This is a genomic window from Sabulicella rubraurantiaca (genome assembly GCF_017355885.1).
GTDB classification, from domain to species: domain Bacteria; phylum Pseudomonadota; class Alphaproteobacteria; order Acetobacterales; family Acetobacteraceae; genus Roseococcus; species Roseococcus rubraurantiacus.
On the sequence record NZ_JAFEUU010000013.1, the window covers coordinates 1 to 11,867 of the forward strand.

The window sequence follows — 11,867 nt, forward strand, 5'->3', positions numbered from 1 at the left end:
CCGGGCGACAACGTGTCGATGGATGTCGAGCTGATCGCCCCCATCGCCATGGACGAGGGGCTGCGCTTCGCCATCCGCGAGGGCGGCCGCACCGTCGGCGCCGGCGTCGTCGCCTCCATCGCGAACTAAGGCTCCGAATCATGGACAGCCAGAATATCCGCATCCGCCTGAAGGCGTTCGATCACCGCGTGCTGGATGGCAGCACGCGGGAGATCGTGCAGACCGCGAAGCGGACCGGCGCGCGCGTGCGGGGCCCGATCCCGCTGCCGACCGAGATCGAGCGTTTCACCGTGAACCGCTCGCCGCACGTGGACAAGAAGAGCCGCGAGCAGTTCGAGATCCGGACCCACCGCCGGCTCCTGGACATCGTTGACCCCACGCCGCAGACCGTGGACGCGCTGATGAAGCTCGACCTCGCCTCCGGCGTGGACGTCGAGATCAAGATCTGAGGACCGGACCATGGCCAGCCAGATCCGGACGGGGCTGATCGCGCGCAAGCTCGGCATGTCCCGCCTGTTCAACGAGGACGGGTCTTCCACCCCCGTCACCCTGCTTCACGTGGACTCCGTCCGCGTCGTCGCCGCCCGCACCGAGGAGAAGGACGGCTATGCCGCCCTGCAGCTCGGCTTCGGCAAGGCGAAGGCGAAGAACGTGTCCAAGGCCAATCGCGGCCACTTCGCCAAGGCTGGCGTGGAGGCTCCGGCGAAGGTCGCCGAGTTCCGCGTCTCCGCCGACGCGGCGGTCGAGCCGGGCACGGCGCTTTCGGTCGAGCACTTCGTGAAGGGCCAGCGCGTCGACGTGACCGGCACCACGAAGGGCAAGGGGTTCCAGGGCGCCATGAAGCGCTGGAACTTCGCCGGCCTCGAGGCGACGCACGGCGTTTCGATCAGCCACCGCTCGCACGGCTCCACCGGCAACCGCCAGGATCCGGGCAAGACCTTCAAGAACAAGAAGATGGCCGGCCATCTGGGCCAGGAGCGCGTGACCACGCAGAACCTGGTGATCGCCGGTCATGACGCCGAACGCGGCCTGCTGCTCGTCAAGGGCGCGGTCCCGGGTGCGACGGGTTCCTTCGTGCTGGTGCGCGACGCCGTGAAGCGCGCCCGCCCGGCCGAGGCGCCCTTCCCCGCGGCGACGGCCTGAGGACACGATCATGCAGGTGAACGTCATCACCCTCGACAACGCCACCGCCGGCGAGGCCGACCTGCCGGAGGAGATCTTCGGCGCGGCCCCCCGCGCGGACATCATGGCGCGCGTCGTTCATTGGCAGCTCGCGAAGCGCCGTGCCGGCACCCACAAGGCCAAGGGCATGGGCGAGGTTTCGGGCACGACCAGGAAGCCGTACCGCCAGAAGGGCACGGGCTCGGCCCGCCAGGGCTCGCTGCGCGCGCCGCAGTTCCGCACCGGCGGCGTGGTGCATGGCCCGGTCGTTCGCGATCACGGCTACTCGCTGCCCAAGAAGGTCCGCCGCCTCGGTCTGATCTCCGCCCTGTCGCAGAAGGCGCGGGACGGACAGCTCGTGGTGCTCGACGCCGCCACCGCCGAGGAGGGGGCCAAGACCTCCGCCATGGCGAAGCGCGTCAAGGCGCTGGGCTGGAAGAAGGCGCTGGTCATCGACGCGGCGGTGGATGCGAACTTCATTCGCGTCTTCCGCAACATCCCGGGGATGGACGCGCTGCCGACGGCGGGCGCGAACGTCTATGACATCCTGAACCACGACGTGCTCGTGCTGACGCGCGCCGGCGTGGAGGCCCTGAAGGAGCGCCTGGCATGAGCGCGACGGTGAGCAAGCCGAAGGCGCCCGCGCCCATCGGCAAGGAGCGCATGTACCAGGTGGTGCTGGCGCCCATCGTGACCGAGAAGGCGACGGCGATGAGCGAGACGGGGCAGTACGCCTTCCGCGTCACGCTGGACGCCACCAAGCCCGAGATCAAGCAGGCGATCGAGGGGCTGTTCGGCGTCTCCGTCACCGCGGTGAACACGCTGGTGATGAAGGGCAAGACCAAGCGCTTCAAGGGCCGTCCTGGCCAGCGCTCGGATTACAAGAAGGCGATGGTGCGCCTGGCCGAGGGCCAGAGCATCGACCTGACGACGGGGCTCGCGTAACCCATGGCGCTGAAGAACTACAACCCGGTCACGCCGAGCCTTCGCGGCACGGTGCTGATCGACCGCTCGGGCCTGTGGAAGGGCAACCCGGTGAAGGGTCTGACGGAGGGCAAGTCCTCCTCCGGCGGGCGCAACAACCATGGCCGTATCACGGTGCGGTTCCGGGGCGGCGGGCACAAGCAGGCCTATCGCCTCGTCGACTTCAAGCGCCGCGCCAAGTGGAACGTGCCCGGCACCGTTGAGCGCCTGGAATACGACCCGAACCGCACGGCCTTCATCGCCCTGGTGAAGTACGAGGACGGCGAGCTGGCCTATATCCTCGCCCCGCAGCGCCTGAAGGCCGGCGACCCGGTCATCGCCGGCGACCGCGCGGACATCAAGCCGGGCAATGCCATGCCGCTGGGCGCGATCCCGGTCGGCACGGTCATCCACAACATCGAGCTGAAGCCCGGTGCGGGCGGCAAGGTCGCGCGCTCCGCAGGCACCTTTGCGCAGCTGGTGGGCAAGGATGCCGGCCTGGCGCAGATCAAGCTGATGTCCGGCGAGTTGCGGACGGTGCGGGCGGAGTGCATCGCCTCCATCGGCGCCGTGTCCAACCCGGACAACAGCAACCAGCAGCTTGGCAAGGCCGGCCGCTCGCGCTGGCTGGGCCGCAAGCCGCACAACCGTGGCGTGACCATGAACCCGGTCGACCACCCGCATGGCGGTGGTGAAGGCCGGACCTCCGGTGGCCGCCACCCGGTGACCCCCTGGGGCAAGCCGACCAAGGGCGCCAAGACCCGCAACAACAAGCGGACGGATCGCCAGATCGTGCGCCGCCGCAACGCGACGAAGGGCTGAGGGCGATGCCGCGCAGCGTTTGGAAAGGGCCGTTCGTGGACGGCTACCTCCTGAACAAGGCCGAGGCGGCCCGCGCCTCGACCCGCAACGAGGTCATCAGGACCTGGTCGCGCCGTTCCACCATCATGCCGCAGTTCGTCGGCCTGACCTTCGGCGTCTACAACGGGCGGAAGTTCCTGCCCGTGCAGGTGACCGAGAACATGGTCGGCCACAAGCTGGGCGAGTTCTCGCCGACGCGCACCTTCGGTGGGCACTCGGCGGACAAGAAGGCGAAGCGAGGCTGATGCGATGAGCAAGCCGAAGCACCCCCGCGGCCTCGCGGATTCCGAGGCCCAGGCGATCGCGCACAATATCCGCGTGAGCCCGCGCAAGCTGAACCTCGTGGCCGGCATGATCCGCGGCGCGAAGGCCCAGGACGCGATCGCGACCCTGACCTTCAGCAAGCGCCGCATCGCGCAGACCGTGAAGAAGACGCTGGAGAGCGCCATCGCGAACGCGGAAAACAACCACCAGCTGGACGTCGACCGCCTGGTCGTCGCCCGGGCCGAGGTGGGCCGCGCCATCGTGATGAAGCGCTTCCATGCCCGCGGCCGCGGCAAGTCGTCGCGCGTGGAGAAGTGGTTCAGCCACCTGAAGATCGTGGTGGCCGAGCAGGAAGCACCGAAGGCGGAGGCCGCGTAACATGGGTCACAAAGTCAATCCGATCGGGCTCCGTCTCGGCATCAACCGGACCTGGGACAGCCGCTGGTACGCCGACCGCGACTATGCGCGCCTGCTGCACGACGACGTGAAGCTGCGCGACACGCTGAAGGAGCGGCTGAAGTCCGCCGGCGTGGCCAAGGTCGTGATCGAGCGCCCGGCCAAGAAGCCCCGCGTGACGATCCACGCCGCCCGCCCGGGCGTCGTGATCGGCAAGAAGGGCGAGGGCATCGACTCCCTGCGCAAGGACCTGTCGGCCAAGGCCGGCGCGGACGTGTCGCTGAACATCCTCGAGATCCGCAAGCCGGAGCTGGACGCCACGCTGGTGGCCGAGAGCATCGCGCAGCAGCTCGAGCGCCGTGTGGCCTTCCGCCGTGCGATGAAGCGCGCCGTGCAGTCCGCGATGCGCCTCGGCGCCCTGGGCATCCGCATCAACTGCGGCGGCCGCCTGGGCGGCGCGGAGATCGCGCGGCTCGAGTGGTACCGCGAGGGCCGGGTGCCGCTGCACACGCTGCGCGCTGACATCGACTACGGCATCGCGACCGCGAAGACGACCTATGGCACCTGCGGCGTCAAGGTCTGGATCTTCAAGGGCGAGATCATGGCCCATGACCCGATGGCCCAGGACCGCCGCGCCCACGACCAGGCGCCGCAGCGGTAAGGTGACAGACAATGTTGCAGCCTAAGCGAACCAAGTACCGGAAGGCCCACAAGGGCCGGATCAAGGGCGTGGCCAAGGGCGGCTTCTCGCTGACCTTCGGCGGCTTCGGCCTGAAGGCGCTGGAGCCCGAGCGCGTCACCGCGCGGCAGATCGAGGCGGCTCGCCGCGCGATCACCCGCGCCATGAAGCGCCAGGGCCGCGTCTGGATCCGCATCTTCCCGGACGTTCCCGTTTCGACGAAGCCGGCCGAAGTCCGCATGGGCTCGGGCAAGGGCGCGCCGGAATACTGGGTGGCCCGGGTGAAGCCCGGCCGCATCATGTTCGAAATCGACGGCGTCCCTGTGGACACGGCACGCGAGGCCCTGGGCCTGGGCGCGGCCAAGCTGCCGATCCGGACGAAGATCGTGACGCGCCTCGGCGCGGCGGAGGCTTGATCCCATGACCAAGATCGCCGATATCCGCGCGAAGTCCGCTGACGAACTCAGCGGGATGCTCATCGACCTTCGCAAGGAGCAGTTCAATCTCCGTTTCCAGCGGGCCACGGGCCAGCTGGAGGCGACCGGACGCATCAAGGCCCTCCGCCGCGATATCGCCCGGGTGAAGACCATCCTGGCCGAGCGCGAGCGCGCGGCCGCCAACACCAGCAAGGCTTGAGGAGACCCCGGCCAATGCCGAAGCGAGTCCTCACGGGCCGGGTTGTCAGCGACAAGATGGACAAGACGGTCACCGTCTTGGTCGAGCGTCGCGTGATGCACCCGCTCTACAAGAAGTTCATCCGGCGTTCGAAGAAGTACGCCGCCCACGACGAGGCCAACCTGTGCAAGGAAGGCGACCTCGTGAGCATCGAGGAGTGCCCGCCCCTGTCCAAGCGCAAGGCCTGGATGGTGGTCGAGCGCAACGGGCAGCCCCTGGCCGCTGAAGGAGCGCAGGCATGATCGGCGTCGAGGCGAACCTGGACGTGGCCGACAACTCCGGCGCGCGCCGCGTCCAGTGCATCAAGGTGCTGGGCGGCTCCAAGCGGAAGACGGCCAGCGTGGGCGACGTGATCGTGGTGTCCGTGAAGGAAGCGATCCCCCGCGGCAAGGTGAAGAAGGGTTCGGTGGAGCGCGCGGTGATCGTGCGGACCGCCTACCCGGTGCGCCGCGCCGATGGCTCGGCGATCCGCTTCGACCGCAATGCCGCCGTGCTGATCAACAAGCAGGGCGAGCCGATCGGGACCCGCATCTTCGGACCGGTGGTGCGCGAGCTTCGCGCCCGCAAGTTCATGAAGATCATCTCGCTGGCTCCGGAGGTGCTGTAACCCATGGCCGCCAAGATCAAGAAGGGCGACCGGGTGCAGGTCCTGACCGGCCGCGACAAGGGCAAGCGCGGCGAGGTGCTGCGCGTGGTCCCGACCGAGAACCGTGCCTTCGTCCAGGGAATCAACCTGGTGAAGAAGCACACGAAGCAGACGCGCGTGGGCGAGACCGGTGGCATCGTCTCCAAGGAGGCGGGCATCGACCTTTCGAACCTCGCGCTGATCGACCCCAAGACGGACAAGCCGACCCGCGTGGGCTTCCGCGTCCTCGAGGACGGGAAGAAGGTGCGCGTGGCCAAGGCTTCTGGTGAGGTGCTCGACCGATGAGCGGCACGAAGAAGGGCAACGCCCCCGCGGCGAAGAAGGGCGGCGACGCGCCGGCCGAGAGCAGCGGGCGCCGCGTCGACGCGATCCCGGCGGCTGCCGGCCCAGCGGCGGCGACGCCGTCCGAGATGGCGCGGCTGCAGAAGCACTACAACGAGGTCGTGAAGGCCGCGCTCCAGCAGGAGTTCGGCTATGCGAACCCGATGGAAGTGCCGAAGCTCGAGAAGATCGTCCTGAACATGGGCGTCGGCGAGGCGGCGGGCGACCAGAAGAAGCTGGACGCGGCCGTGGCCGACATGACGCTCATCGCCGGCCAAAAGCCGGTGCGGACGCGCGCCAAGAAGGCCATCGCGGGCTTCAAGATCCGCGAAGGCCAGGCGATCGGCTGCAAGGTGACGCTTCGCAAGGCGCGCATGTACGAGTTCCTGGACCGCCTGGTCACGATCGCGCTGCCGCGCGTCCGCGACTTCCGCGGCATCCCGGGCAATCGCGGCTTCGACGGGCGCGGGAACTACTCGCTCGGCCTGAAGGAGCAGATCGTCTTCCCCGAGATCAACTACGACAAGGTTGATCAGGTTCGGGGCATGGACATCGTGTTCGTCACGACCGCGAAGACGGACAAGGAAGCCAAGGCCCTCCTCAAGGGCTTCGACCTTCCCTTCGTCAATTGATTCATCGGAAAACCGTGGGCCGGAGGGCCCGCAGGTTCCAGGAGACCCTGACGTAATGGCCAAGACCTCTTCCGTCGAGAAGAACAACCGGCGCGCCCAGCTCGCGGCCCGGCACGGCGCCAAGCGCGCGGCGCTGAAGGCTGTCGTGATGGATCGCGACGCGCCGATCGAGGATCGCTTCGAGGCGACGCTGAAGCTCGCGCAGATGCCGCGCAACGGCGCCAAGATCCGCGTCCGCCTGCGCTGCGAGCTGACGGGCCGCCCGCGCGGCAACTACCGGAAGTTCAAGCTGAGCCGCAACATGTTGCGGGACCTGGCCAACAAGGGCCAGCTCCCCGGCGTGGTGAAGGCGAGCTGGTAAGGAGCCCCCGGCATGTCCATGTCCGATCCGCTGGGCGACCTGCTCTCCCGCATCCGCAACGCGCATGGCGCGCGGCAGACCAAGTGCCTGGCCCCCGCCAGCCGTCTCAAGACCGACGTGCTGGAGGTGCTGAAGCGCGAGGGCTACATCCGCGCCTGGCGCGTCTCCGAGCTGCGCCCCGGCGTCAGCCAGATCGAGATCGAGCTGAAGTATTCCGAGGGCGAGCCCGCCATCAAGGAAATCAGCCGCGTCTCCAAGCCCGGTCGCCGCGTGTACAGCAAGATCAAGGAGCTGCCGAAGTTCTATAACGGCCTCGGCATCCAGATCTTGTCCACGCCGCGCGGCGTGATGAGCGATGCAGAAGCACGCGCTGCCAATGTTGGCGGCGAAGTGCTCTGCCGCGTCTTCTGAGCCAGGAGGGAACACGATGTCCCGAGTTGGCAAGTATCCCGTGCCAGTTCCGGCGGGCGTCTCGCTCGCGCTGAACGGCCGCACCCTCACCGCCAAGGGCAAGCTGGGCGAGCTGACGCTCGACCTCACCGACGCGGTGGATGTCGAGATCCGCGAGAAGGAGGTGGCGGTCAGCCCGCGTGGCGACGACCGGCGCTCCCGCACGCTGTGGGGCACCACGCGCTCCCTCGTGCAGAGCATGGTGCAGGGCGTGTCCACGGGCTTCTCCAAGTCCATGGAGATCACCGGCACCGGCTATCGCGCTGCGATGCAGGGCAATGACCTGGTTCTGAACCTCGGCTACAGCCACGAGATCCGGTACCCGGCCCCGGCCGGCATCAAGATCACGACCGAGCGCCCCACCGCCATCAAGGTGGAGGGGATGGACAAGCAGAAGGTCGGCCAGGTGGCGGCTGAGATCCGCGCCTATCGCGGTCCCGAGCCCTACAAGGGCAAGGGCGTGAGGTACGACAACGAGGTGATCCTCCGGAAGGAGGGGAAGAAGAAATAATGGCCGACAAGCTCGCCATGATGGAGCGCCGCCGCCAGCGGCTGCGCTACCAGATCAAGCAGAAGGGCGCCGGGCGCCCGCGCCTGTCCGTGTTCCGCTCGGGCCGGCACATCTATGCCCAGGTGATCGACGATGCGGCGGGCCGCACCGTCGCCGCTGCCTCGTCGCTCGAGAAGGACATGCGTTCCTCGCTCAAGACCGGCGCCGACAGGTCGGCGGCGGAGGCGGTGGGCAAGCTGGTCGCCGAGCGTGCGGTGGCTGCGGGCGTGACCGCCGTGGTCTTCGACCGCGGACCCTTCCTGTACCATGGCCGCGTCAAGGCGCTGGCCGATGCCGCCCGCGAGGGCGGGCTGAACTTCTGACGCGAGGGCAACGACATGGCACGTGAACCGCGCGGCGGCGACGGCAGCAACGAGAACCGGGGGCGCGGCCGTGGCCGCGACCGCGACCAGAACCGCAACCAGCCCGAGCGGGAGCAGGGCGACGAGCTGCAGGACAAGCTCGTCACTATCAACCGCGTCGCCAAGGTGGTGAAGGGCGGCCGTCGCTTCTCCTTCGCCGCCCTGGTGGTGGTGGGCGACCAGAAGGGCCGCGTCGGCTGGGGTTCCGGCAAGGCGCGTGAGGTGCCCGAGGCGATCCGCAAGGCGACGGAGCGTGCCAAGAAGGGCATGATCCGCGTGCCGATGCGCGAGGGCCGCACCCTGCACCACGACGTGATCGGCGAGTTCGGCGCTGGCCGCGTGATCCTGCGCGCGGCCCCTGCCGGTACGGGCATCATCGCGGGTGGCCCCATGCGCGCCGTCTTCGAGACGCTGGGCATGGGCGACGTGGTGGCGAAGTGCACCGGCTCGACCAACCCCCACAACATGGTGAAGGCGACCTTCGCGGCGCTGGAGCGTGCGGCGAGCCCGCGCGCGGTGGCGAACCGCCGCGGCAAGAAGGTCGCGGACCTGCTCGGCCCCCGCAAGGACGGCGCCGAGCCGGCCCAGGAGGCGGCGAATGTCTGAGGCTAAGAAGACGGTGAAGGTTACGCAGGTGGCCAGTGGGAACGGGCGCAAGCCCGGCCAGCAGGACACGCTGAAGGGCCTTGGCCTGAACAAGATCGGTCGCACGCGCGAGCTGGAGGACACTCCCTCCGTGCGCGGCATGATCCGTAAGGTGCAGCACCTGGTGAAGGTGGACGACTGAGATGAAGCTCAACGAACTGCGCGACAACGAGGGCGCGCGGCCCAAGTTCAAGCGCGTCGGGCGCGGCATCGGGTCCGGCAAGGGCAAGACCGCGGGCCGCGGCGTGAAGGGCCAGAAGGCGCGTACCGGCGTGTCGCTGAACGGGTTCGAGGGCGGTCAGCTCCCGATCTACCGGCGTCTGCCGAAGCGCGGCTTCAAGAACATCTTCCGCGTCCACTATGCGCCGCTGAACATTGGCGCGCTGCAGGAGGCGATCGAGGCCGGGCGCATCAGCGCCGAGGGCGAGATCACTGAGGCGGCGCTGCGCGAGGCCGGGCTGGTCCGGCGCGGGCCCAAGTATGCCGGCGTCCGGCTGCTGGGCCGCGGCGAGATCAAGAACGCGGTCCGGATCACCGTCTCCGGCGCTTCGGCCACGGCCAAGGCGGCGATCGAGGCGGCTGGCGGCACCCTGACCCTGCCGGAAGCGGCGGCCAGGACCGAGGCGGCGTCCGAGTGACGCCGGGGGCGTGCCGTCACGGCGCGCCATGCTAACATGGCGACGGCGCGGGCCGGGGTGGACCCCTGGCCTGCGCCGTTCGCGTGAGATGGGATAGGGACGCGCATGGCTTCGGCCACCGAACAACTTGCGGGCAGCATGAACCTCGGCGTTCTCGCCAAGGCCACCGAGCTCAAGAAGCGCATCTGGTTCACCCTCGGGGCGCTGATCGTCTACCGCATCGGCACCTACGTGCCGGTGCCGGGCGTGGACGCGCAGGTGATGGGCGAGATGCTGCGCCAGCACGGCGGCGGCATCCTGGGCATGTTCGACATGTTCACGGGCGGCGCGCTCGGACGCATGACCGTCTTCGCGCTGAACATCATGCCCTACATCTCTGCCTCGATCATCACGCAGCTGATGACCGCCGCCATCCCCTCCTGGGAGACGCTGAAGAAGGAAGGCGAGTCGGGACGGAAGAAGCTGAACCAGTACACGCGCTACCTCACCCTCGTCATCGCCATCGTCCAGGCTTGGGGCATCGCGGTGGGGCTGGAAGGGATCCGGGGCAGCACCGGGGCGGCGGTCGCCGATCCCGGCATGTTCTTCCGCGTCTCCGCCGTCATCACCCTGGTCGGCGGGACCATGTTCCTGATGTGGCTGGGCGAGCAGATCACCGCGCGCGGCGTCGGCAACGGCATCTCGCTCATCATCTTCGCCGGCATCGTGGCGAACCTGCCCTCGGCGCTGGTCTCGACGCTGGAACTGGGCCGCACCGGCGCGCTCTCCACCTTCTTCATCATCTTCTTCCTGTTGGCGGCGCTGGCTGTCATCGCCTTCGTGGTGTTCATGGAGCGCTCGCAGCGGCGCATCCCGGTGCAGTACCCGAAGCGCCAGGTGGGCAACCGCATGTTCGGTGGCGAGGCCACTCACCTGCCGCTGAAGCTGAACACGGCCGGCGTGATCCCGCCGATCTTTGCCTCCTCGCTGCTGCTGCTGCCGGCGACGGTGGCCGGCTTCTCCACGGATGCGACCGCCGATAGCTGGCTGACCACGATCGCCAACCTGCTGGCACACGGACAGCCCCTCTACATGGCGCTATACCTGGCGCTGATCGTCTTCTTCGCCTTCTTCTACACGGCGGTGGTGTTCAACCCGGCCGAGACAGCGGACAATCTCAAGAAGTATGGCGGCTTCGTGCCGGGCATCCGCCCGGGCCAGAACACAGCGGATTACCTGGACCGGGTGCTTACGCGCCTGACCGTGATCGGCGCCGCCTATCTCTGCATCGTCTGCATCATCCCCGAGTTGCTGATCAGCAATTACGGCGTGCCCTTCTATTTCGGCGGCACTTCGCTCCTCATCATCGTGACGGTGACGATGGACACGGTGGCGCAGATCCAGTCGCATCTCTTCGCCCATCAGTATGAGGGGCTGATCAAGAAGGCCCGTCTCGGCGGGCGTGGGCCGCGGCCACGGTAAGACGGGGACAGACCGATGAACCTCATCCTTCTGGGGCCGCCGGGGGCGGGCAAGGGCACCCAGGCGAAGCGCCTCGAGGAGCGCTTCGGGATCGTGCAGATCTCGACAGGCGACATGCTGCGGGCCGAGGTGAAGTCCGGCTCGGCCATCGGCCAGGAGGCCAAGGCGATCATGGAGAGCGGGGCGCTGGTCCCGGATTCCATCATCACCACCATGCTGGCCGCCCGGGTGAAGCAGCCCGACGCCACCAAGGGGTTCATCCTGGACGGGTTCCCGCGCACCGTGCCGCAGGCCGAGGCGCTGGACGTCGTGCTGCGGGAGAAGGGCCTCCATCTCGACCACGTGATTGAGCTGAAGGTGGATGACGCCGCCCTGGTGCGGCGCATCTCCGGCCGCTTCACCTGTGCCAAGTGCGGCGAGGGCTACCACGATGAGTTCAAGCGCCCGCGCCACGAAGGGGTCTGCGACGTGTGCGGCTCGACCGAGTTCAGCCGCCGCGCCGACGACAAGGCAGAGACGGTAGGAGCGCGGCTTGATGCCTATCACCGCCAGACCGCGCCGTTGCTTCCGTACTATGCGGCGCAGGGCAAGCTTCGGCAGGTGGACGGCATGGCCGACATGTCCGTGGTGACGGAGGAATTGAACCGCCTCCTCGCGAACTCGGCTTGACGGGACTGGCCCCAGGTCGTAAGACCCCGCCTCTCGCGGGCGGGGCGTGCCGGGTGCGGCTGCCTTCGGCCGCGTTCGGCTTTTGGATCATAGAGGATTGGGCCGGCTGTTCCGGCCCGCACGTGTGGGCCGA

At 68.4% G+C, this 11,867-nt stretch carries 24 protein-coding genes; all 24 read left to right on the forward strand.

Annotation, left to right across the window (positions count from 1 at the left end; translation table 11 throughout):
* A partial coding sequence (locus tag JTJ31_RS18575) for an EF-Tu C-terminal domain-related protein (protein ID WP_457852414.1) occupies nucleotides 1–129 on the forward strand: 129 nt, incomplete at its 5' end.
* 11 nt (nucleotides 130–140) lie between these two features.
* Nucleotides 141–449, forward strand: coding sequence for a 30S ribosomal protein S10 (gene rpsJ / locus JTJ31_RS18580; protein WP_207540231.1), 309 nt, complete (start codon nucleotides 141–143; stop codon nucleotides 447–449).
* Nucleotides 450–471: 22 nt separating this feature from the next.
* The gene (gene rplC, locus JTJ31_RS18585) at nucleotides 472–1,143 is read left to right on the forward strand and encodes a 50S ribosomal protein L3 (RefSeq protein WP_207540357.1); all 672 of its coding nucleotides are present in this window, start codon (nucleotides 472–474) and stop codon (nucleotides 1,141–1,143) included.
* A gap of 10 nt (nucleotides 1,144–1,153) precedes the next feature.
* Entirely contained in the window at nucleotides 1,154–1,774 is a 621-nt protein-coding gene (gene rplD / locus JTJ31_RS18590; protein ID WP_207540232.1) for a 50S ribosomal protein L4, read from the forward strand.
* A gap of 35 nt (nucleotides 1,775–1,809) precedes the next feature.
* Nucleotides 1,810–2,106: a 50S ribosomal protein L23 gene (locus tag JTJ31_RS18595; RefSeq protein WP_457852415.1), complete on the forward strand. Its 297-nt coding sequence runs from the start codon at nucleotides 1,810–1,812 to the stop codon at nucleotides 2,104–2,106.
* 3 nt (nucleotides 2,107–2,109) lie between these two features.
* Nucleotides 2,110–2,946, forward strand: coding sequence for a 50S ribosomal protein L2 (rplB, locus tag JTJ31_RS18600; RefSeq protein ID WP_207540234.1), 837 nt, complete (start codon nucleotides 2,110–2,112; stop codon nucleotides 2,944–2,946).
* 5 nt (nucleotides 2,947–2,951) lie between these two features.
* Nucleotides 2,952–3,230, forward strand: coding sequence for a 30S ribosomal protein S19 (rpsS, locus tag JTJ31_RS18605; protein ID WP_207540235.1), 279 nt, complete (start codon nucleotides 2,952–2,954; stop codon nucleotides 3,228–3,230).
* A gap of 4 nt (nucleotides 3,231–3,234) precedes the next feature.
* Complete coding sequence (rplV, locus tag JTJ31_RS18610) at nucleotides 3,235–3,627, forward strand: 50S ribosomal protein L22 (RefSeq protein ID WP_207540236.1); 393 nt, start codon at nucleotides 3,235–3,237, stop codon at nucleotides 3,625–3,627.
* Nucleotide 3,628: 1 nt separating this feature from the next.
* Nucleotides 3,629–4,306, forward strand: coding sequence for a 30S ribosomal protein S3 (gene rpsC, locus JTJ31_RS18615; RefSeq protein ID WP_207540237.1), 678 nt, complete (start codon nucleotides 3,629–3,631; stop codon nucleotides 4,304–4,306).
* An 11-nt stretch (nucleotides 4,307–4,317) separates the two neighbouring features.
* The gene (gene rplP, locus JTJ31_RS18620) at nucleotides 4,318–4,740 is read left to right on the forward strand and encodes a 50S ribosomal protein L16 (protein WP_207540238.1); all 423 of its coding nucleotides are present in this window, start codon (nucleotides 4,318–4,320) and stop codon (nucleotides 4,738–4,740) included.
* Between the two features lie 4 nt (nucleotides 4,741–4,744).
* A complete protein-coding gene (gene rpmC, locus JTJ31_RS18625) occupies nucleotides 4,745–4,960 on the forward strand; it encodes a 50S ribosomal protein L29 (RefSeq protein WP_207540239.1) in 216 nt (71 codons plus the stop codon).
* A gap of 14 nt (nucleotides 4,961–4,974) precedes the next feature.
* Nucleotides 4,975–5,241 carry a 30S ribosomal protein S17 gene (gene rpsQ / locus JTJ31_RS18630; protein ID WP_207540240.1) on the forward strand — a complete coding sequence of 89 codons (267 nt, stop codon included), beginning with the start codon at nucleotides 4,975–4,977 and terminating at the stop codon, nucleotides 5,239–5,241.
* Nucleotides 5,238–5,606 carry a 50S ribosomal protein L14 gene (gene rplN, locus JTJ31_RS18635; protein ID WP_207540241.1) on the forward strand — a complete coding sequence of 123 codons (369 nt, stop codon included), beginning with the start codon at nucleotides 5,238–5,240 and terminating at the stop codon, nucleotides 5,604–5,606. The genes rpsQ and rplN overlap by 4 nt, the downstream gene beginning before the upstream one ends.
* 3 nt (nucleotides 5,607–5,609) lie before the next feature.
* Nucleotides 5,610–5,930, forward strand: a complete 321-nt coding sequence (gene rplX / locus JTJ31_RS18640; protein WP_207540242.1) for a 50S ribosomal protein L24 — start codon at nucleotides 5,610–5,612, stop codon at nucleotides 5,928–5,930.
* Between the two features lie 125 nt (nucleotides 5,931–6,055).
* Nucleotides 6,056–6,598, forward strand: a complete 543-nt coding sequence (gene rplE / locus JTJ31_RS18645) for a 50S ribosomal protein L5 (protein WP_207540358.1) — start codon at nucleotides 6,056–6,058, stop codon at nucleotides 6,596–6,598.
* Nucleotides 6,599–6,653: 55 nt separating this feature from the next.
* A complete protein-coding gene (gene rpsN, locus JTJ31_RS18650; protein ID WP_207540243.1) occupies nucleotides 6,654–6,959 on the forward strand; it encodes a 30S ribosomal protein S14 in 306 nt (101 codons plus the stop codon).
* A 12-nt stretch (nucleotides 6,960–6,971) separates the two neighbouring features.
* Entirely contained in the window at nucleotides 6,972–7,370 is a 399-nt protein-coding gene (rpsH, locus tag JTJ31_RS18655) for a 30S ribosomal protein S8 (protein WP_207540244.1), read from the forward strand.
* Between the two features lie 16 nt (nucleotides 7,371–7,386).
* On the forward strand, nucleotides 7,387–7,920 hold the full coding sequence (gene rplF / locus JTJ31_RS18660; protein WP_207540245.1) for a 50S ribosomal protein L6: 534 nt from the start codon (nucleotides 7,387–7,389) through the stop codon (nucleotides 7,918–7,920).
* Entirely contained in the window at nucleotides 7,920–8,282 is a 363-nt protein-coding gene (gene rplR / locus JTJ31_RS18665) for a 50S ribosomal protein L18 (RefSeq protein WP_207540246.1), read from the forward strand. The genes rplF and rplR overlap by 1 nt, the downstream gene beginning before the upstream one ends.
* A gap of 15 nt (nucleotides 8,283–8,297) precedes the next feature.
* Nucleotides 8,298–8,927, forward strand: coding sequence for a 30S ribosomal protein S5 (gene rpsE, locus JTJ31_RS18670; protein ID WP_207540247.1), 630 nt, complete (start codon nucleotides 8,298–8,300; stop codon nucleotides 8,925–8,927).
* The gene (rpmD, locus tag JTJ31_RS18675) at nucleotides 8,920–9,108 is read left to right on the forward strand and encodes a 50S ribosomal protein L30 (protein WP_207540248.1); all 189 of its coding nucleotides are present in this window, start codon (nucleotides 8,920–8,922) and stop codon (nucleotides 9,106–9,108) included. The genes rpsE and rpmD overlap by 8 nt, the downstream gene beginning before the upstream one ends.
* A 1-nt stretch (nucleotide 9,109) precedes the next feature.
* Entirely contained in the window at nucleotides 9,110–9,604 is a 495-nt protein-coding gene (gene rplO, locus JTJ31_RS18680; protein WP_207540249.1) for a 50S ribosomal protein L15, read from the forward strand.
* A 105-nt stretch (nucleotides 9,605–9,709) separates the two neighbouring features.
* Nucleotides 9,710–11,065, forward strand: a complete 1,356-nt coding sequence (gene secY / locus JTJ31_RS18685; protein ID WP_207540250.1) for a preprotein translocase subunit SecY — start codon at nucleotides 9,710–9,712, stop codon at nucleotides 11,063–11,065.
* A gap of 15 nt (nucleotides 11,066–11,080) precedes the next feature.
* Nucleotides 11,081–11,734 (forward strand): adenylate kinase, encoded by a 654-nt coding sequence (locus JTJ31_RS18690; protein WP_207540251.1) that lies wholly within the window; start codon nucleotides 11,081–11,083, stop codon nucleotides 11,732–11,734.
* Nucleotides 11,735–11,867 lie beyond the last annotated feature (133 nt).